General features: G+C 72.9%; 16 protein-coding genes and 1 pseudogene. 10 read left to right on the top strand and 7 right to left on the bottom strand.

The window, feature by feature from the left end; genetic code table 11:
* Nucleotides 1–298: 298 nt before the first annotated feature.
* Together ABTZ17_RS05235 and ABTZ17_RS05230 are read left to right on the top strand one after the other, a co-directional pair.
* Nucleotides 299–1,993 carry a chitinase gene (locus ABTZ17_RS05235; RefSeq protein ID WP_352194133.1) on the top strand — a complete coding sequence of 565 codons (1,695 nt, stop codon included), beginning with the start codon at nt 299–301 and terminating at the stop codon, nt 1,991–1,993.
* 159 nt (nt 1,994–2,152) lie between these two features.
* Nucleotides 2,153–3,499: a M14 family metallopeptidase gene (locus ABTZ17_RS05230; RefSeq protein WP_352194132.1), complete on the top strand. Its 1,347-nt coding sequence runs from the start codon at nt 2,153–2,155 to the stop codon at nt 3,497–3,499.
* Nucleotides 3,500–3,605: 106 nt separating this feature from the next.
* Here the strand turns inward: ABTZ17_RS05230 and ABTZ17_RS05225 are convergent, their stop codons facing one another.
* On the bottom strand, nt 3,606–4,439 hold the full coding sequence (locus ABTZ17_RS05225) for an IclR family transcriptional regulator (RefSeq protein WP_352194131.1): 834 nt from the start codon (nt 4,437–4,439) through the stop codon (nt 3,606–3,608).
* A 121-nt stretch (nt 4,440–4,560) separates the two neighbouring features.
* Between ABTZ17_RS05225 and ABTZ17_RS05220 the strand changes: the two genes are divergently transcribed.
* Nucleotides 4,561–5,910: an amino acid deaminase gene (locus tag ABTZ17_RS05220; protein ID WP_352194130.1), complete on the top strand. Its 1,350-nt coding sequence runs from the start codon at nt 4,561–4,563 to the stop codon at nt 5,908–5,910.
* Between the two features lie 84 nt (nt 5,911–5,994).
* Nucleotides 5,995–7,005 (top strand): YdcF family protein, encoded by a 1,011-nt coding sequence (locus tag ABTZ17_RS05215; protein WP_352194129.1) that lies wholly within the window; start codon nt 5,995–5,997, stop codon nt 7,003–7,005.
* 181 nt (nt 7,006–7,186) lie between these two features.
* On the opposite strand, the gene ABTZ17_RS05210 is transcribed toward ABTZ17_RS05215, so the two are convergent.
* Nucleotides 7,187–8,539 carry a carbohydrate-binding protein gene (locus ABTZ17_RS05210; RefSeq protein ID WP_352194128.1) on the bottom strand — a complete coding sequence of 451 codons (1,353 nt, stop codon included), beginning with the start codon at nt 8,537–8,539 and terminating at the stop codon, nt 7,187–7,189.
* Nucleotides 8,540–8,704: 165 nt separating this feature from the next.
* The gene (locus ABTZ17_RS05205; protein ID WP_352194127.1) at nt 8,705–9,637 is read right to left on the bottom strand and encodes a LysR family transcriptional regulator; all 933 of its coding nucleotides are present in this window, start codon (nt 9,635–9,637) and stop codon (nt 8,705–8,707) included.
* Between the two features lie 264 nt (nt 9,638–9,901).
* Between ABTZ17_RS05205 and ABTZ17_RS05200 the strand changes: the two are divergent.
* Nucleotides 9,902–10,347, top strand: a pseudogene (locus tag ABTZ17_RS05200) (nitroreductase family deazaflavin-dependent oxidoreductase).
* 60 nt (nt 10,348–10,407) lie between these two features.
* Here the strand turns inward: ABTZ17_RS05200 and ABTZ17_RS05195 are convergent.
* A complete protein-coding gene (locus ABTZ17_RS05195; protein ID WP_352194126.1) occupies nt 10,408–10,824 on the bottom strand; it encodes a PIN domain nuclease in 417 nt (138 codons plus the stop codon).
* Complete coding sequence (locus tag ABTZ17_RS05190) at nt 10,821–11,057, bottom strand: type II toxin-antitoxin system VapB family antitoxin (RefSeq protein WP_352194125.1); 237 nt, start codon at nt 11,055–11,057, stop codon at nt 10,821–10,823. The genes ABTZ17_RS05195 and ABTZ17_RS05190 overlap by 4 nt, the downstream gene beginning before the upstream one ends.
* A gap of 294 nt (nt 11,058–11,351) precedes the next feature.
* On the opposite strand from ABTZ17_RS05190, the gene ABTZ17_RS05185 reads away from it, so the two are divergent.
* A complete protein-coding gene (locus tag ABTZ17_RS05185) occupies nt 11,352–12,563 on the top strand; it encodes a pyridoxal phosphate-dependent aminotransferase (protein WP_352194124.1) in 1,212 nt (403 codons plus the stop codon).
* A gap of 259 nt (nt 12,564–12,822) precedes the next feature.
* Nucleotides 12,823–13,200, top strand: a complete 378-nt coding sequence (locus ABTZ17_RS05180) for an SCO4983 family protein (RefSeq protein ID WP_352194123.1) — start codon at nt 12,823–12,825, stop codon at nt 13,198–13,200.
* Between the two features lie 136 nt (nt 13,201–13,336).
* Here ABTZ17_RS05180 and ABTZ17_RS05175 read toward each other — a convergent pair whose 3' ends face one another.
* Entirely contained in the window at nt 13,337–13,804 is a 468-nt protein-coding gene (locus tag ABTZ17_RS05175; RefSeq protein ID WP_352194122.1) for a hypothetical protein, read from the bottom strand.
* 122 nt (nt 13,805–13,926) lie between these two features.
* Between ABTZ17_RS05175 and ABTZ17_RS05170 the strand changes: the two genes are divergently transcribed.
* Genes ABTZ17_RS05170 through ABTZ17_RS05160 form a run of 3 tightly spaced genes read left to right on the top strand, consistent with a single transcriptional unit; the run spans nt 13,927 to nt 17,337 of the window.
* Complete coding sequence (locus ABTZ17_RS05170; protein WP_352194121.1) at nt 13,927–15,039, top strand: substrate-binding domain-containing protein; 1,113 nt, start codon at nt 13,927–13,929, stop codon at nt 15,037–15,039.
* Nucleotides 15,036–16,658, top strand: a complete 1,623-nt coding sequence (locus ABTZ17_RS05165) for a vWA domain-containing protein (protein WP_352194120.1) — start codon at nt 15,036–15,038, stop codon at nt 16,656–16,658. Before ABTZ17_RS05170 ends, ABTZ17_RS05165 begins: the two co-directional genes overlap by 4 nt.
* The gene (locus ABTZ17_RS05160; protein WP_352194119.1) at nt 16,645–17,337 is read left to right on the top strand and encodes a hypothetical protein; all 693 of its coding nucleotides are present in this window, start codon (nt 16,645–16,647) and stop codon (nt 17,335–17,337) included. The genes ABTZ17_RS05165 and ABTZ17_RS05160 overlap by 14 nt, the downstream gene beginning before the upstream one ends.
* A gap of 137 nt (nt 17,338–17,474) precedes the next feature.
* On the opposite strand, the gene ABTZ17_RS05155 is transcribed toward ABTZ17_RS05160, so the two are convergent.
* The gene (locus ABTZ17_RS05155) at nt 17,475–19,316 is read right to left on the bottom strand and encodes a phosphoenolpyruvate carboxykinase (GTP) (RefSeq protein WP_352194118.1); all 1,842 of its coding nucleotides are present in this window, start codon (nt 19,314–19,316) and stop codon (nt 17,475–17,477) included.
* Between the last annotated feature and the right edge of the window lie 212 nt (nt 19,317–19,528).

The raw sequence follows: 19,528 nt of genomic DNA, 5'->3' as shown, positions 1-19,528 counted from the left end.
TCCACGCCTTAAGGGTCCGGGCAGGGCCTTGTTGTTTTCCCCGGACACCGAATTTCGGTCGCCGGCTGATTCACCACTGCCAATTCATCACCAAATCCGGTCACTCCCGGCACAGGACCTTCGGCCGTATCCGATACCGGCCAGGACCCTTGACAGGAGCATTGGTCTGGACCAACTTACGGAGGGGCGCTGCTCGTTGCTCACGGATCCCCCACCGGCCCCACCTCTCTCCCCGCGCCGCTTCCGTACCGCCGCACGCTCCGCCCCATCCCCTCCCCTTCCCCCCGCTGGAGCCTTCGTGAACCGCATACGCTCCGTCTCCTTCGCAGCCGCCGGGCTGCTCGTGGCCACCGGGCTGACCGGCTTGGCCGCGGGCACCGCCCAAGCCGCCGACGTCAACGTCGCGCGCAACGGCGGCTTCGAGAACGGCCTGTCCAACTGGTCCTGTTCCGCCGGCAGCGGCGCCACGGCGAGCTCTCCGGTGTACGCCGGGGCCGCCTCGCTCAAAGCCACCCCGGCAGGCTCGGACAACGCCAAGTGCTCGCAGGTCGTGACGGTCAAGCCGTCCTCGACCTACACCCTGAGCACCTGGGTGCAGGGCAGCTACGTCTACCTGGGCGCGAGCGGCACCGGCACCCAGGACGTCTCGACCTGGACCCCGGGCTCCGGCGGCGGCTGGCAGAAGCTGTCCACGACCTTCACCACCGGCGCGAACACCACCCAGGTGACCGTCTTCACGCACGGCTGGTACGGCCAGCCCGCCTACCACGTGGACGAGTTCAGCGTCTTCGGCCCCGACGGCGGCGGGGGCACCGACCCCGGCCCCGTGATCCCCGGCGCCCCGGCCGGACTCACCGCGGGCGGAGCCACCTCCTCCTCGCTGAACCTCTCCTGGAGCGCCGTCTCCGGCGCCGCGGGCTACCGGGTCTACCAGGACGGCGTCCGGGTGGCGGAGCTCACCGGGACCAGCCTCACGCGGACCGGCCTGACCGCCGCCACCTCGTACTCGTTCCAGGTGAGCGCCTTCAACGCGGCCGGCGAGAGCGTCAAGTCCGCCCCGCCCGTCACCGCCACCACCCTGCCCGGCGGCGGCAACCCGAACCCCGGGGTCCCGCGGCACGCCGTGACCGGCTACTGGCAGAACTTCAACAACGGCGCCGCCGTCCAGAAGCTCTCCGACGTCCCGGCGCAGTACGACATCATCGCGGTCTCCTTCGCCGACGCCACCTCCACCCCGGGCGCCATCACCTTCAACCTCGACAGCGCCGGGCTCAACGGCTACACGGTGCCGCAGTTCAAGGCGGACATCGCCGCGAAGAAGGCCGCCGGCAAGTCGGTCATCCTCTCCATCGGCGGCGAGAAGGGCACCATCACCGTCAACGACTCCGCCTCCGCGACCAACCTCGCGAACTCGGCGTACGCGCTGATGCAGGAGTACGGCTTCAACGGGATCGACATCGACCTGGAGAACGGCCTCAACGCCACCTACATGACCCAGGCGCTGCGCGCCCTGTCGGCGAAGGCGGGCCCCTCGCTCGTCATCACCATGGCCCCGCAGACCATCGACATGCAGTCCCCGTCGAACGGCTACTTCAAGACGGCGCTGAACATCAAGGACATCCTGACCGTCGTCAACATGCAGTACTACAACAGCGGGGCCATGCTCGGCTGCGACGGCAAGGTCTACTCGCAGGGCTCGGTGGACTTCCTCACCGCCCTGGCCTGCATCCAGCTGGAGAACGGCCTCGACCCCTCGCAGGTCGGCATCGGGGTGCCCGCCTCCACCCGCGGCGCGGGCAGCGGCTACGTGGCCCCGTCCATCGTGAACAACGCCCTGGACTGCCTGACCCGCGGCACCGGCTGCGGCTCCTTCAAGCCGTCCAAGACCTACCCGAGCCTGCGCGGCGCGATGACCTGGTCCACCAACTGGGACGCGACCGCCGGAAACGCCTGGTCGAACGCGGTGGGTCCGCACGTGCACAACCTGCCGTAGGCGGTAGCAGTGGGGGATGGCGCCCGCGGGCCGGCCGGAGGGCCGGTCCGCGGGCGCCACTCTGGCCGGTTCCGGACTCTTGACCGGGACATGCCATAGGCGCACGCTGTGCGGCGTCCGCACGGAGCCACCCCCACACCTCCACACCCAGGAGATCGCATGCGGCTACGCATCCGCAGCCGGCGAGGACGGACGACCGCCGTCATGGCGGCCGTACTGGCCCTCTCGCTCGGCGCCCCGGCCCTCGGCACGAGCGCCACCGCCTCGGCCCCCGCCACCCCCTCCACCGCCACCCAGGACGAGGCGATCGCGCAGTACCGGGTCCACGGACCCTCCACCGTCGCCGACCGCACCGCCCTGCTGGCCTACGGGGTCTCCATCGACGAGGTCGACGACCACACCGTCGTCGTCAGCGCCGACACCATGCAGGCGAAGAAGCTCCGGGCCACGGGGTACAAGCTCACCGCCCTCGCCGGACCGCCGAACCGCTCCCTGCCCGGGGTCGCCGCGGCCCCCATGGACTTCCCCTCCGCCGACTCGCGCTACCACAACTACGCCGAGATGAGCGCGGAGATCGACCAGCGGCTCGCCGCCTACCCGAACATCATGAGCAAGCGGGTGATCGGCAAGTCCTACCAGGGCCGCGACCTGGTCGCCATCAAGATCAGCGACAACGTGGGCACCGACGAGGCCGAGCCCGAGGTCCTCTTCACCCACCACCAGCACGCCCGCGAGCACCTCACCGTCGAGATGGCGCTCTACCTGCTGCGCGAGTTCGGCGCGGGATACGGCAGCGACACCCGCATCACCAACATGGTGAACAACCGCGAGATCTGGATCATCCCGGACCTCAACCCCGACGGCGGCGAGTACGACATCGCCTCCGGCTCCTACCGGTCCTGGCGCAAGAACCGGCAGCCCAACTCCGGTTCCAGCTACGTCGGCACCGACGAGAACCGCAACTGGAACTACAAGTGGGGCTGCTGCGGCGGCTCCAGCAGCAGCAAGAGCTCCGAGACCTACCGCGGCGCCGCCGCCGAGTCGGCCCCCGAGGTCAAGGTGGTCTCCGACTTCGTGCGCAGCCGGGTCGTCGGCGGCAAGCAGCAGATCCGCGCCGCCATCGACTTCCACACCTACAGCGAGCTGGTCCTCTGGCCGTACGGCTGGACCTACAACGACACCGCCCCCGGCCTGACCGCCGACGACCTGGGCGCCTTCAAGGCCGTGGGCCAGAAGATGGCCCGCAGCAACGGCTACACCCCCGAGCAGTCCAGTGACCTCTACATCACCGACGGCACCATCGACGACTGGCTGTGGGGCACCCAGAAGATCTTCGGCTACACCTTCGAGATGTACCCGGCCTCCTCGGGCGGCGGCGGCTTCTACCCGCCCGACGAGGTGATCGAGCGCGAGACCAGCCGCAACCGCGACGCGGTGCTCCAGCTCCTGGAGAACGCGGACTGCATGTACCGCTCCATCGGCAAGGAAGCGCAGTACTGCTCCTGAGCGGAGACGGGGGCGGCCTCCGGAAGGGGGGCCGCCCCTGCCGCGCGTCCGGGCCCGTGCGGGCCCTTCCCGGGCTCCGAGGGAGCGCTCGGCCTCGCGGGGTCGCTCAGGGGCGCTCCGGGCCCGCGCCGCCCCGTTCGTCCGCGCCCGGCCCATCCCCGGCCGCCCCGTCCCCGTCCGGCTCGTCTCCGGCGGGCTCGTCCACGCCCGAGTAGTCCCGGCCCACGGCCCGCGCGGTACGGCGGACCAGCGGCAGCAGCTCCAGCAGCTCCGCCTCCCCCACCAACGCCCCCGGGGCCGACAGGGACATCGCCGCCACCACCCGCCCGTCGGGACCCCGCACCGGCGCCGCCACGCAGTTGATGGTCTCCTCGTGCCCGCCCAGGTCCGCCGCCCAGCCCTGCTCCCGGACCAGCGCCAGCTCGCGCAGGAACTCCTCCGGGCCGGCCGTGGACCGCTCCGTGTACCGCGGGTACTCCAGCCGCTCCGCCAACGCCCGCCGCTCCGCCTCCGGCAGGTCCGCCAGCAGCAGCTTCGCCACCGCCGCCACCGTGATCGCCACCGGCCGCCCGATCCGCGAGTACATCCGCACCGGATAGCGACTGTCCACCTTGTCGATGTACAGCACCTCCGCGTCCTGATGGACGGCCAGGTGGACGGTGTGCCCGGTCTCCTCGTTCAGGCGCAGCAGGTGCGGGTGCGCGATCTCCCGCACGTCCAGGCTCTCCACGGCCTCTCCGGCCAAGGTGAACAACCGCGCCCCCAGCCGGTACCGCTGGTCCGCCTGCCGGTACACCAGTCCGTGCTCGTGCAGGGTCCGCAGCAGCCGCAGCGCCGTGCTCTTGTGCACGTCCAGCTCGGCCGCGACCCGGCCCAGGTCCGCCGGCCCCCGGGCCAGCAGCGGCAGGATCCGCAGCGCCCGGTCCACGCTCTGGCTCACGACTGCGCCCCTCTGCCCTCTGTGCCCTTTGACCCGGTGTCTGCGGGGATGTTAGACAGCCGTGGAACCAGGGCGCAACGACCGTTGTGCGCTCCGCAACAGCCCGACCACGGAGGATGCCATGGCCAGCGATCCCGTCCGCGCACTCGCCGACGAGCCCGTCGACCACCGCTTCAAGGGGCTGCCCCCGGACGCCGAGGCCGCCGGCCTGACCGTGGGGAAGCTGGCCGCGCAGGCCCGGGACCTCTTCACGGGCGGCTTCACCACCCCCGTGCTGACCCTGGACGCCGAGGCTCTGGAGCACAACCTCACCGCCCTCCAGGAGTACAGCACCCGGCACGGCCTCGCCTTCGCCCCGCACGGCAAGACCTGCATGGCACCCCAGCTCTTCGCGCGGCAGCTGGAGCACGGCGCCTGGGGCATCACCGCCGCCGTACCGCACCAGGCGCGGGTCTACCGGGCCTTCGGCATCGAGCGGGTCTTCCTCGCCAACGAGCTCGTCGACCCCGCCGCCCTGCGCTGGCTCGCCGCCGAACTCGCCGCCGACCCCGCGTTCCGCTTCGTCTGTTACGTGGACTCCGTGCGCGGGGTGGCCCTGATGGACCGGGCCCTGACGGAGGCCGCCCGGGAGGCCGCGGACGGCTCCGGAGGGGACGGCCCCGGCGTGCACGGCTCCGGCGCGGGCGGCGGGTTCCGGCCGGTGGACGTGGTCGTGGAGCTCGGCGGCGGCGAGGGCGCCCGCACCGGGGCCCGTACCGAGGAGGAGTGCCGGGCCGTGGCCGAGGCCGTCGCCGCCACCTCCACCCTGCGGCTGGTCGGCGTGGCCGGCTACGAGGCCGAGGTGCCCGAGGCCGACGAGGAACGGGTCCGGGCCTGGCTGCGCCGTCTCACCGGTCTCGCGGCCGAGTTCGACGCCGCCGGCCGGTTCCCCGCCGACCTCGACGAGATCGTGGTCAGCGCGGGCGGCAGCGCCTGGTTCGACACCGTGGCCGAGGTCTTCGCCGCACTGCCGGAGCTGTCCCGGCCCGTCCTGCGCCTGCTGCGGTCCGGGGCCTACGTCTCCCACGACCACGGCTGGTACACCCGACTCACGCCCTTCAACCGGCATCCGGAGGAGGGCGGACTGCGGCCCGCCTTCCGACTGTGGGCACAGGTGGTCTCCCGGCCCTCGCCCGGGCAGGCGTTCCTCAACGCGGGGAAGCGGGACATCGCCTACGACCTGGGTCTGCCCGAGGCCGAGCTGGTCCGCGACGCCCTGGACGGCTCCGAACGGCCCGCCGACGGCGTCCGCGTGGTCAAGCTGTCCGACCAGCACGCCTGGCTGGAGACCGACACCGAGGAGGCCGTGGCCGTCGGGGACTGGGTGGCGCTCGGCATGTCGCACCCCTGCACCATCTTCGAGAAGTGGCCCCTGATCCCGGTGGTCACCGCCGACGGCACCGTCACGGACTACGTGCGCACCTTCTTCTGACCGTCCCGAGGCCCGTCGGGCCCGGTCGCCGCGTCCTCCCCGCCTCCGGCCGCGGCGGCCGGCCGGCCGCCTACGATGATCCGCATGCTCGCCTTCGTCCCGGCCGTCATGTTCTTCGCCTTGTTCTGCGTCAGCGTCCGGGAGGACCGGCGGCGGTTCCTCAACGCCGTGCTGCTGGGCCTGACCTTCATCACCGCGGCGGCGGCGGTGCTCTCGCAGGTGCGCCACCTGCCGGAGCCGCTGCCCCTGGTCGTCTTCGCGCTGGTCCTGCTCGTGCCCGCCTTCGGCACCGTGGCGCTCGGCGTGTTCCTGGTGGCCAACGGCATCACGATGATCCGCAAGGAGGGCCGCAGTCCGGCCAACCTGCTCTCGCTGCTGGCGGGACTCGCCGTCTTCGTCGTCATCGGGATGCTGCTGTACGTCCGCGACTCCGGGACCCCGCTCCTCGACGGGATCTTCCTGACGGTGATCCTGCTGGCGGTGTACGTCTCCTTCCTCTTCCTCTGCTTCCTCGCCTACGCCTACCTGTACGGCCGGATCAAGGTCCGCGGGGACGTGGACTACGTGGTGATGCTGGGCTCCGGACTGATCGGCGGGGAGCGGGTGCCTCCCCTGCTGGCCTCGCGGCTGGAGAAGGGCCGGCAGATCTACCTGGCGCAGTCGGCCCGGGGCGCCGAGCCCCCGCTGCTGCTCACCTCGGGTGGGCAGGGGCCGGACGAGAAGCTGCCGGAGGCCCGGGCGATGGCGGACTGGCTGCGGGAGCGCGGGGTTCCGGAGGAGCACCTGCGGCGGGAGGAGCTGTCCCGCACCACCACCGAGAACCTCACCTTCAGTCGGGCCCTGATGCTGGAGGAGCGCTCCGACGCGATGTGCGTGGTGGTCACCAACGACTTCCACGCCTTCCGGGCCGCGATGACCGCCCGGCGGGCCGGGGTCAACGGGCAGGTGCTGGGCTCGCCGACGGCCCGGTACTTCCTCCCCAGCGCCACGATCCGGGAGTTCGTGGCGGTGTTCTGGGAGCACCGGGCCGTCAACCTGTCGATCTGCGGGGTCCTCGCCGCGCTGGGCCTGCTGCTGACCCTGGTCCGCTGGTAGCGGCACCGGACGCCGGACGGGCCGTGCCCGGGGCGGCACCGGGGCACCCGCCCCCGGCCCGTCCCGGGCACGGCCCGGTCAGGGACCGGAGCGCCGCGGCCACCCCCCTGGCAACCGCGGCACTCCGGCTGTCGGTCACACCCCTGCCGTCACGTCACGGGCGGCGGCGGGGCGGAGCCGGTCAGAGGCGCTGCCAGAGGGCGGGGACGATCGGGGGCTCCCAACCGGTCTGGGCCTGGTGGCCCTGGAGGCAGCGGTAGTTCGAACCGCCGTAGGAGACGTTGTCACCGGCCTTGTAGACGGTGCCCGCCTTCCAGGTGCCGCCCGGCTCCGGGTCGCCCGGGCCGGGGCCGGGGCCCGGGTCGGTGGTGGTCTTCAGGGTCAGCCCGTAGTTCTGGAGGATCGGGTTGAGGGGCTGGAAGAAGGTGGTCCCGCCGCTGGAGCAGTTGCCGGAGCCGCCGGAGGTGACGCCCTGGGCCTGGCTGCCGGATATGTAGGAGCCGCCGGAGTCGCCGGGCTCGGCGCAGACGGTCGTACGGGTCACCCCGGAGATGGTGCCCTCGGGGTAGGTGACGCTGGTGTTGTGCTGCTGGATGGTGCCGCAGTGCCAGCCGGTGGTGGAGCCGGAGCGGCACACGGAGGCGCCGACGGCCTGCAGGACCGAGCCGGTGACCTGGACGTTGGCCCCGCCGGAGCCCTTCACGTAGGGGGTGGCGGTCCAGTTGGTGTTGGTGGCCACCCAGGCCATGTCGTTGCCGGGGAACACCGAGGCCTGGAAGCTGCCCTGGGCCACCTGGTTGAAGCCGCTGGTGCTGGTCCCGGCCCGGCCGCAGTGGCCGGCGGTGGCGAAGCCCTGGGTGGTGCCGCGGGTGATCGGGAAGCCGACGGAGCAGCGACCGGAGCCGTTCATGTAGTACGCGTCGCCGCCCCGCAGGTCGTAGAGGGGCTTCGGGGCCTGCGCGGTGCGCTCGATCCGTACGCTGCCGGCGGGGAGTCCGGCCTTCGCGACGGCGGCGGCGCCCGCTCCGGCGCGGACCTCCTCGACCACGAGGGTGTTGGTCCGCACGTCGACGTAGCGCACCGGGGTGGCGGCGCCCGCGACCCGGTCCAGGGCGGCCTTGGCCCGGTCCAGTTCGGCGAGGCCGCGGGTGACCACGCGGGCCCGGGCGCCGGTCGCGCGGATGGCGGCGGCGTCGGAGGCGCGGGTGGTGGCGACGGTGAGGGTGCCGGATTCGGCCCCGTCGAGCCAGGCGCCGGCGAAGGCGCCCTGGAGGCGGTCGCGCAGGCGGGCGGCGGTGGCCCCGGCCTCGGCCTCGTTGCCCAGCCGCGTCACGGCCTGCGTGCGGGTGAGTCCGAGGTCCCGCTGGAGGGCGCTGACCAGCTCGGCGGGGGCGGCGGCCGCGCCGAGGGCGACGGCGGCGGACTTCACGGGCGCGTCGGCGGCACCCGCGGCCTGACCGCCGTGCAGCCCGGCCACCAGCAGGCCGGCGGCGGCCGCGGCGGTACACGCCGCGCGGGCGTGACGTCGGAGCATGGGGGATCTCCTCGAAGGGGGAGGGGGATGGGGATGCCCGTCACGCTAGGACGCCCCCCACCCGCCGCCCACCCTCCGTTTCACCCCCTGCGCCGACGTTATGACGGGCCGGGAGGGCTGCTCGGACCAGGTGTCCGGGATGCGCGGACCAGGTGTTCGGGTCGCTCAGACGAGGCGTTCGGTGCGGCCGGCGCTGCGGTGCAGGGCGGCCGCGTGCGCGGCGCGGGCGTGTTCGGTGACGACGGGGGCCCGGTGGGCCGCCGGGGAGGCCGGGTGCCAGCCGAGGAGGTGTCGCCAGACGAGCGGCGTGCCGGTCAGGGGGCGGGTGACCAGGCCGGGGGTGGCGGGGAAGGTGGCCCGGCAGAGGCCGACGGCCCGGCCCACCTGCACCAGGTGCACGCAGGAGGCGGTGTCGGTCTCGTAGACGCAGGCGGGCGTGAACCCGGCGCGGACGCAGGCCGCCGCGAAGCAGTCCCCGAAGCAGCCGTCCCCGGGCACGTCCGTCCACGCCTCGGCGGCGAGTTCGGCCAGTTCGATCTCGTCCCTGGGCGCCAGCGGGTGGTCCTCGGCGAGCATCACGTACACCGGGTCGCGGGCCACCTCGGCCCAGGCCAGGGCGCCCGCGGTGACCGGGGGGCGGCTCTCCCCGCACACCCCCACGAGCGCGAAGTCCAGGCGCCCGGCGCTCACGGAGTCGGCGATCTCCCGCTCGGACCAGGAGGTGGCGGTGGTGACCGGGGCGCCCGGTTCCGCGGCGGCCAGCCGGTCCACGAGGCCGCCGAGCAGGGGGCCGTGGGTGCCGCCGAGCCGGTAGCCGGGCTGGGGCCCGGCGGCGGCCAACCGGACGGCCTCCTCCTGGAGTTCGGACACGGCGGGCAGCAGGACCCTGGCCCGGTCGAGGACCAGTTCGCCGAGGGCGGTGGCCCGTACCCCGTCCCGGCTCCGCTCGAACAGCAGCCCACCCAGGGCCCGTTCGATGCGCTTGAGCTGGGCGCTGAGGGCGGGTTGGGCCAGCCCGAGGGTGCTCGCGGCCTTGGTGAGGGAACCGGCTTCGGCGATGGCCCGGACCGTCTTGAGGTGCCTCAATTCCAATTCCATGCAAAGAGCTTGGTTCAGACCACTGCCCGAGCGCTATGCCCGTGCACGCGCGGACGCGCGAGGGCCGGTCCGGAGTCCCCGCGCGGACGCGCGGGGTGGCCGGATCGCGTCGGCCGGCGGGTGGGTGAGGGTGGCCGGATCACGTCTGCCGGTGGGTCCGTGAGGGTGGCCGGATCGCGCGCCCGGAGCCGGGTGCCCTCTGGACCCCGGCCTCGTTGACAGCTAAACAACACCTGGCAAGCGGACGCGGCGAGGAGAACCACCATGGCCTTCATCGACTGGGAAAACCCCCGGGACCCCCGGCCGGGCAGCTGGCAGCTGGACCACGTGCGGCAGTACGTGGAGTCCGGCGGCACCGAGGGGCACCTCTGGAACGGAGTGCCCTGCCTGCTCCTGACCACGGTCGGGCACGTCTCCGGGACCCCGGTGCGCACCCCCTGATCTACGGCGAGGACGGCGCCGGGAACTACCTGATCGTGGCCTCCGCGGGCGGCGCCCCCGACCACCCCTTCTGGTACCGCAACCTCCTCGCGCACCCCGAGGTGCGCGTGCAGGTGGGCACCAAGGTGACCCAGGCCGTGGCGCGCACGGTGGACGCGGCGGAGAAGGCCCGGTTCTGGCCGTTGATGACGGCCATCTGGCCCGCCTACGACGACTACGCCCGCAAGACGGACCGCGACATCCCCGTCGTCGCGATCACCCCGAACTGACCCGCCCGCGCCGCCCGCCCCACGGGGGTGCGCGGGCGGCCGCCCCGACCCGGGTCGCGCTCAGTCGGCGCTTCCGGCGGGCACCACCCATCGGACCGGCTGCCCGGTGAGTGAGGCGATCATGTCGAAGTCGCCGTCGTGGTGCAGGACCACGGAGGCGTGGCGTTCGGCGGTCGCGGCGATGAGGAGGTCCGGCCAGGACAGGGCGCGGTGGAAGCCCACCTCGACTGCTTCGCGCTGGACCTCCAGGGCCCGTTCGGAGTCCTCGTACTCGCACGGGAGGTAGTCGAAGCCGCGCAGCCAGCGGGAGACGGTCGCGGCCTCGTGCTTGCCCCTGAGGCTGTACACGAGCTCGTACTCGACGGCGGGGCAGATCGCGAGCAGCCCCCGCTCGTGCAGGGGGTCCAGCACCGCGGCCACGGCGGGGCGCCCCCACCGGGCGAGGGCGGACTTGTCGACGAGGAACGGGGCGGTCACGCCACCGCCCGACCCGCGGGGCTGTCCTGGGGGGCCTCCGTCGCCGTGCGCTCGATCAGCTCGTCGAAGCTGATCTCGCCGCTCTTGACCGCGTCCACGAACTGCTGCCGCAGGTGCCTGCGGACGGCGTCCTCGACCGCGGCGCGCACGGCCGCGGCCTTGGTCTTCGTTCCGTAGATCTCCTTGGCGCGCTCCACCATCTCGTCGTCCAGATCGATCATGGTTCTGGCCATGCGGGGACCGCCTTCCGGTAAACGACACCACCAGGGTAGCGAAAATGGTGGCGTTCGCCGGGCCACGTTCCACCTGCCGGGACCGGTGACGTGACGAGGGCAACACCTCGGGTCCGTGGGGGTGGGGGTGGTGCGGAATCCGTGGGTTCGGGGGCGGGGCGGGTGCGGTTTCCAAGGGGGCGGGGCGGTGCCGGCTTGGGATCCCGCGAATCGGACAAATCGGCGGGGCGGTGGGAGGCGCCGTACGGCCCAAAAGGCGGGGCACCCGGTGGCGGCGGCCCGTAAGCTCCCGTCATGCAGGTGATCCAGTCAACGAAGCTCGCCAATGTCTGCTACGAAATCCGCGGCCCGGTCCTCGAAGAGGCCATGCGGCTCGAAGCAGCAGGTCATCGCATCCTCAAGTTGAACACGGGCAACCCCGCGGCCTTCGGTTTCGAGTGCCCGCCCGAGATCCTTGAGGACATGCTCCGCAACCTGGGCCACGCCCACGGCTACGGGGACGCGAAGGGGCTGCTCTCCGCACGTCGCGCGGTCATGCAGCACTACCAGACCAAGGGCATCGACCTGGACGTCGAGGACGTGTACCTCGGCAACGGCGTCTCCGAGCTGATCCAGATGTCCATGCAGGCCCTGCTGGACGACGGTGACGAGGTGCTGGTCCCGGCCCCGGACTACCCGCTGTGGACCGCTTCGGTCAGCCTCGCCGGCGGCACCGCCGTGCACTACCGCTGCGACGAGCAGTCCGACTGGATGCCCGACCTCGCCGACATCGAGCGGAAGATCACCGACCGCACCCGCGCGCTGGTGATCATCAACCCGAACAACCCCACCGGCGCCGTCTACGACGACGAGATGCTGCGCGGGCTCACCGACATCGCCCGCCGCCACGACCTGGTCGTCTGCTCCGACGAGATCTACGACCGGATCCTCTACGACGGCACCACCCACACCAACACCGCCGCCATCGCCCCCGACCTGCTCTGCCTCACCTTCAACGGGCTGTCGAAGAACTACCGGGTGGCGGGCTACCGCTCCGGCTGGATGGCGGTCTGCGGCCCCAAGAAGCACGCCACCTCGTACATCGAGGGCCTGACGATCCTGGCGAACATGCGGCTCTGCGCCAACATGCCCGCCCAGCACGCCGTGGCCACCGCCCTCGGCGGCCGGCAGTCCATCGAGGACCTGGTGCTGCCCCAGGGCCGGCTGCGCGAGCAGCGCGACACGGCCTACGAGCTGCTGACGCAGATCCCCGGCATCACCTGCGTGAAGCCCAAGGGCGCCCTGTACCTCTTCCCGAAGCTGGACCCCGCCGTCTACAAGATCAAGGACGACCGGCAGATGGTCCTGGACCTGCTGCGGGCCGAGAAGATCATGGTGGTGCACGGCACCGGCTTCAACTGGCCCGAGCCGGACCACTTCCGGATCGTGACCCTGCCCAACACCAAGGACCTCGCCGACGCCGTCACCCGGATCGGCAAGTTCCTGGACGGGTACGGCCAGCCGTAGCCGGTCGAGGGACCGGATCGGACCGGACCGGACCGGATCGGAGGGGCTCGAAGCGTCGGCGAGACGCGGCGGGCCCCTCCGGCCTTCCCGGACCCGGGATCCGGGACCGAGGCCCCGGATTCCGGGGCTCGGAACCGCTCCCGCCACCACCCTGAAGCGCTCGCCGCGGCACAGTCCGGCCAGTTTCCTGGACTCGGGTCTACTTTAGATTCGATCCAAGGTAGGATCGGTTCCCTGCACCGCTCCAGGAGGCCCCCCCATGTACGAGCCGAACCGCTCCCAGCCGGTCGCCCGCAGGTCCGGCCGCACGCCCCTCCCCCACCGCAGCCGCGGCGAGGAGCTCGACATCCAGCTGGCCGGACACCTGTCCGCCCTGCTCGCCCTGACCGACGAGCTCGGCCTCGACGAGCCCGCCGAGGAGATCGCCCGCCAGGTGGCCCGGCTCCGCGGCGCCCCGCCCGTCCGGCACGCCGGACACACCGGCGCCGACCCGGCCGAGCTGCACCTCCGCGCCCACGAGACCGCCGCCCGCGCCCTCCTCGTGGCCGCCTCCCGCGCCGACACCGCCGCCGCGATCCTCGCCGCCTCGCGGATGGACGCGCACACCGCCGCGCTCACCCTGACCGCGGCCTCCTGACGGCCCCGGTCCGGGACCGCGGAGGCCCCGGACCGGGAGCCACCCCCCGGCACCCGCGTCCACGACGACCGGCGCCGGACCCACCGCGCCCGGGCACGCCCCGCCGCGCCCCGCCGCGGGGCACCCCGACCCCGGCTCAGCGCCCGGGCGGGCCCACCGCCGTCCGCACCACCTCGTACACCCCGCAGAACGGCGCCACCCCGCGCGGCCAGCGCGGACCCACCGCCTCCCCGGCGAGCACCGCCCCCGCCCGGACCCCGGCCGTGTCCACCACCGCGGTCGCCTTCGCGCCCGCCCCCGGCTCCTGCTCGGCCCGCCGGAAGTCCACCGTGATCCGGTACGCGCCCGGCCGGGCCGCCGCGACGGTCACGGTGACCCGCGCGGTCACCCGCCCGTCCGCCGGATCCACCCGGCAGGCGGCCAGGGACACGTCGCGGGAGGGCGGCACCGCCGGCACCGCGTCGGTCGGCTGCTGCCGCGGCCCGATGGCCGCCCACGAATAGAGCATGAACGGGGCGAACACGAGCAGCGCCGCCACCAGCACCAGGGCCACCTGCCAGCCCCGCCATTCACCCGGACGCGCACCGGGTCTGCCGTACGCCATGGCCGGATCCTTCCCCACGGTCCGCCGCCGACACCGCGCGGCCCCGGAACGGGGACGCGTTCGTCATCCGCCGTTCACCCGGCCCGCCGTGGAATGTGGGTTTCCGCGAGCACGCTGCCCCCGTGAGACGCATCCTGGGAATCGCCCTGGCGATCCTGCTGATCGGCGGCGTGGCAGTGGCCGTCATCGCGGGGCGCGGAGGACAGGGCCAGAGCGGAACGGCAACGAAGACCGTCCGCGGAGTGATCGGTTCGGAGAAGGCGGAGTTCTTCGACGACCCCGAGGTGGTGAAGGCCCTGAAGTCCCGCGGCTACACCGTCGAAACGGAGACCTCCGGGTCCTGGGCGATGGACGGACTCCCCCTGGAGGAGTACGACTTCGCCTTCCCCAGCAGCGGAGAACCGGCCAAGGGGCTGTTGGCCGGCTCCCGCCTGAAGGCGGCGCGCTCGGCCCGCCCCTTCTACTCGCCGCTGGTCGTGCTGACCCGACGGAACGCCGCGGGGGTCCTCGCCGAGAACGGACTCGTGCGGATGGCCCAGGGCGGCCGCCGCGGCACCCTGCTCATGGGCCGGTACCTGGACGCCGCCCGCCGGGACCGCACCTGGCAGCAGCTCAGGGGGTCCGCCGAGTACGCCGAGCTGACCGGCACCCTGTTCGTGAAGACCACCGACCCGACCAGCTCCAACTCCGGCGCCCTCTGGCTGGCCGCCGCCTCGTACGTGGCCAACGGCGGTCGGATCGTCGGCGACGAGGCCGCGATCGGTGCCACGGCCCCGCTGATGAACAAGCTCTTCCGGGTCCAGGGAGCCCTGCCCCCCAGCACCGACGAGCCCTTCCGGGACTTCGTCAGCGGGGCCGGCGACCCCCTGATCCTGGTGTACGAGTCGCAGGTGGCGGCCCTGTTGATGCAGGACCAGGACCCGGGCGACCTGGTCGTGCTGTACCCGGACACCACCGTCAACAGCGACCACACCCTCGTCCCGCTCGACGCCGAGGCGGTGGGCCTCGGCGAGGCCCTCACCACCGACGAACGGCTGCGCGCCCTCGCCGTGCGGCACGGCTTCCGGCCCCAGGGGGCCGTGGCCGAGTTCGTCGCCGCCACCGCCCGGCACACCGGATTCCTCAACCAGCGGCTGTCCGGCATCCGCCAGGTCTCCGCGCCCACCGTCCCGGTCCTCACCGAGCTCGCGCAGCGCGCCACGGAGTCCGGCGTCCCCGAAGGAGACCCCTCATGAAGCGCGCGAGGCGGCTGACCGCCCTGGCCGCCGCCGCGGTCACGGCCGTCGCCCTGCTCGCCGGGTGCACCGGCGGGGACCCCGAGGGCGGTACCTCCGGAGGCGGCGGCGGCCCCACCCCGTACCGGGACGGCACCCTGCGGATCCTGGCCTCCAGCGAACTGTCCGACATGGCCCCCGTGCTGGCCGAGGCGCGGAAGGCCACCGGGGTGGAGACCGTCCTCACCTGGACCGGCACCCTGGACGCCGTCGAGAGCGTGGCGAACGGCCGGGTCGACGGCCGGTACGACGCGGTCTGGCTCTCCTCCAACGACTACCTGCGGCTGGACCCGCGGGCGAAGCGGCGGCTGGCCTCCCAGACCCCGGTCATGACCTCCCCGGTGGCCCTCGGCATCCGGCCGGCCGCCCTGGAGCGGCTGAGCTGGGACCCCGAGAAGGTCACCTGGTCCGAGGTGCACCGGGCGGTGGCCGCCGAACGCCTCACCTACGGGATGACCGACCCGGTCCGCTCCAACTCGGGCTTCACCGCCCTGGTCTCGGTGGCCTCCGCGCTCTCGGGCGCCCAGGCGGCCCTGACCGGAGCGGACGTGGACCGGGCCGTGCCCCGGCTGAAGGAGTTCTTCACCGGGCAGAAGCTGACCTCCGGCTCCTCGGGCTGGCTGGCCGAGGCGTACCGGCGGCGCGGCACCGTCGACGCCCTGGTCAACTACGAGTCGGTGCTGCACTCGCTGAACCGGGACGCCGGGACGGACCTGACCGTGATCCTGCCCCGGGACGGCGTGCTCACCGCCGACTACCCGCTCACCCTCCTCTCCGCCGCCCCCGCCGGCGCGAAGGAGGCCGGACGGCGGCTCACCTCCTGGCTGCGCACCCCCGACGCCCAACGGCGGATCACCACCAGGACCCTGCGCCGGCCCGTGACCCCCGGGGTGACGCCCGCGCCGGTGCTGAAGGCCGGGAAGCGGCGCGAACTCCCCTTCCCCGGCACCCTCGCCGTGGCCGACGGGCTGCTGTCCTCCTACGAGAACGTGCTGCGCCGCCCCTCCCGGACCGTGTACGTGCTGGACACCTCGGGCTCCATGGAGCGGGAGGACCGGATCGGCCGGCTGCGGGCGGCCCTCACCGACCTGACGGGCACCGGGGACTCCGCGCCGGGCCGCCGCTTCCGGGACCGCGAGGAGGTGACCCTGCTGCCCTTCGGTTCGAAGGTGAAGCGGGTGGACACCCACGTGGTGCGGCCGGGTGCGGCCGACGGAGCCCTGGAGGCCATCCGGCGGGACATCGCCGAGCTGACCCCCGAGGGGAACACCGCCGTCTACTCCAGTCTGGAGGCCGCGTACGAGCACCTGGGGAAGGGCTCGGGCGACACCTTCACCTCGATCGTGCTGATGACGGACGGGGAGAACACCCAGGGCGCGGACGCCGCCCACTTCCGGCGGTTCTACGCGGAGCTGCCGCGGGAGCGGCGGGAGACCCCGGTGTTCGCGGTGCTGTTCGGGGACTCCGACAGGAAGGAGCTGTCGGGGATCACGGAGCTGACCGGGGGCCGGTTGTTCGACGCGACCTCGGGCGGGGGCTCCCTGGACGGGGCCTTCGAGGAGATCCGTGGCTACCAGTGACCGGGACGCCGGCCCACTGCTGCGGTACCTGGAGTCCCGGGCGAACCTCGCGGGCTGCGGCGGCGGGCTGCTCGGGCTGGTGCTGACCTTCACGGGGGTGGCGGGGGCGTACTGGCCGCTGGTGGTGGCGGGCCTGTACGGGGCCGGGGCGCTGCTGGGCGCGGCCGGCGGGCCCGGTCCGGCGGGTGCCGGTCCCTCGGGGGAACTGGCCCGGTTCCGGGCGGAGTTCGGGCGGCTGCGGGAGTATCCGGCGGAGGCGGAGCTGTCGGCGGCCTCGGCCGGTCGGCTGGCGGAGCTGCTGGGCCGGTACGAGGACCTGTTGGCGCCGGGGTGGGCGGCGCGGGCGCTGGCGGCGGACCCGGAGGCGCGGCGGGAGCTGGCGCGGGGCATTCGGCAGGAGGTGCCGGAGTGCCTGGCGGCGTACGACCGGGACCAGGGTCGGGACCGGGACCGTTTCGGCGGCGGGGATCCGGACCGGTCGCGGGCGGGCGTCGACGGGCCGGATGCCGAGGGGCCGGGCTTCGAGGGCCCGGGCTTCGAGAGCCCGGAGCGGGTGTTGGAGCGGCGGTTGACGGAGCTGTACGACGCGGCGGAGCGGCTGACGGCCGGGCTGCGGGCCGGGGAGGTCCGTCGTCGGGGAACGCACGCGGCCCGCCGGGAGGAGCCGGAAGGCTCCTGACCCGGCGGGCCGGTGCTCTGCGGTGGGCGCCGCTTGGTCGGGGGCTCCCACAGCGGTGGGACGCCGCTTGGTCGGGGGCTCCCACGTTCATGTGCCCCGGATCGGGGCGGCCCCGGTGCGGGGCGGTGCTGCTCGACTCAGCCGAGGCGCTCCACGAGCGCGTGGTACTGGTCCCACAGCTCCTTCGGCGTGTGGTCGCCGTAGGTGTTGAGGTGCTCGGGGACCAGGGCGGCCTCCTCGCGCCACACGTCCTTGTCGACGGTGAGGAGGAAGTCGAGGTCGGCCTCGGAGATCTCCAGGCCGTCCAGGTCGAGGGCGGCCTTGGTGGGCAGCACGCCGATCGGGGTCTCGACGCCCTCGGCGGTGCCGTCGAGGCGGCCGACGATCCACTTCAGGACGCGGCTGTTCTCGCCGAAGCCGGGCCACACGAACTTGCCCGCGTCGTTCTTGCGGAACCAGTTCACGTAGTAGATCTTCGGGAGCTTGGCCGGGTCGGCGGCGGCGCCGACCTTGACCCAGTGGCCCATGTAGTCGCCCATGTTGTAGCCGCAGAACGGCAGCATGGCGAAGGGGTCGCGGCGCAGTTCGCCGACCTTGCCCTCGGCGGCGGCGGTCTTCTCGGAGGCGATGTTCGAGCCGATGAAGACGCCGTGGTTCCAGTCGAAGGACTCGGTGACCAGCGGGACGGCGGAGGCGCGGCGGCCGCCGAACAGGATCGCGGAGATCGGGACGCCCTTGGGGTCCTCCCACTCGGGGGCGATCGTCGGGCACTGGGCGGCCGGCACCGCGAAGCGGGCGTTGGGGTGGGCGGCGGGGGTGCCGGACTCGGGGGTCCAGGCGTTGCCGCGCCAGTCGACGAGCTCGGCGGGCGCCTCCTCGGTCATGCCCTCCCACCAGACGTCGGAGCCGTCCGGGGTGAGCGCGACGTTGGTGAAGACGGTGTTGGCGTACATCGTCTTCATGGCGTTGGCGTTGGTGTGCTCGCCGGTGCCGGGGGCGACGCCGAAGAAGCCGGCCTCGGGGTTGATCGCGTAGAGGCGGCCGTCGGTGCCGAAGCGCATCCAAGCGATGTCGTCGCCGATGGTCTCCACGGTCCAGCCGGGGATGGTGGGCTCCAGCATGGCCAGGTTGGTCTTGCCGCAGGCGGACGGGAAGGCGGCGGCCACGTACTTGGTCTCGCCCTCGCCGGCCGGCGGGGTCAGCTTGAGGATGAGCATGTGCTCGGCGAGCCAGCCCTCGTCACGGGCCATGACGGAGGCGATGCGCAGGGCGTAGCACTTCTTGCCGAGCAGGGCGTTGCCGCCGTAGCCCGAGCCGTAGGACCAGATCTCGCGGGTCTCGGGGAAGTGCGAGATGTACTTGGTGGTGTTGCAGGGCCACGGCACGTCCTCCTGGCCCTCTTCCAGGGGGGCGCCGAGGGTGTGGACGGCCTTCACGAAGAAGCCGTCGGTGCCGAGCTCGTCCAGGACCGCCTGTCCCATGCGGGTCATGGTGCGCATCGCCACGGCCACGTACGCGGAGTCGGTGATCTCGACGCCGATCGCGGAGAGTTCGGAGCCGAGGGGGCCCATGCAGAAGGGGACCACGTACAGGGTGCGGCCCTTCATGGAGCCGCGGAAGATGCCCTGCTCGCCGGCGAACATCTCCTTCATCTCCGCCGGGGCCTTCCAGTGGTTGGTCGGGCCGGCGTCCTCCTCCTTCTCGGAGCAGATGAAGGTCCGGTCCTCGACGCGCGCGACGTCGGAGGGGTCGGAGGCGGCGTAGTAGGAGTTGGGGCGCTTCGCGTCGTCGAGCTTCTTGAACGTGCCCTTGGCGACGAGCTCACCGCACAGGAGCTCGTACTCGGCCTCGGACCCGTCGCACCACACGACGCGGTCGGGCTGGGTCAGGGCGGCGATCTCGTCCACCCACGCGATGAGGCCCGCGTGCTGGGTGGGAAGGTCAGTGCCGGTGGTGGGAGCCGCGTTGTCGCGCGCCACGATTGCTCCTTGTTGAGGGGTTTGTTTGGTGTTGCCCCGTGGGGGCTGCGACCCGGACGCTTCGCGCAACGCTCATCCGGTGCCGACCGCACTCATCTGATCATCCGGTGGATGTGCGCATATGTCCAGGGGGCCTCTCACGTGAGCATCGCCACTTCCGTCAATCTTCCGTAAAGCACACGTTCAGGACGGAGGAGTCGCGTTGATACCGG

Source organism: Streptomyces sp. NPDC097619 (genome assembly GCF_040302735.1).
Taxonomy (GTDB): domain Bacteria; phylum Actinomycetota; class Actinomycetes; order Streptomycetales; family Streptomycetaceae; genus Streptomyces.
This window is presented reverse-complemented; position numbering and strand designations above follow the sequence as displayed.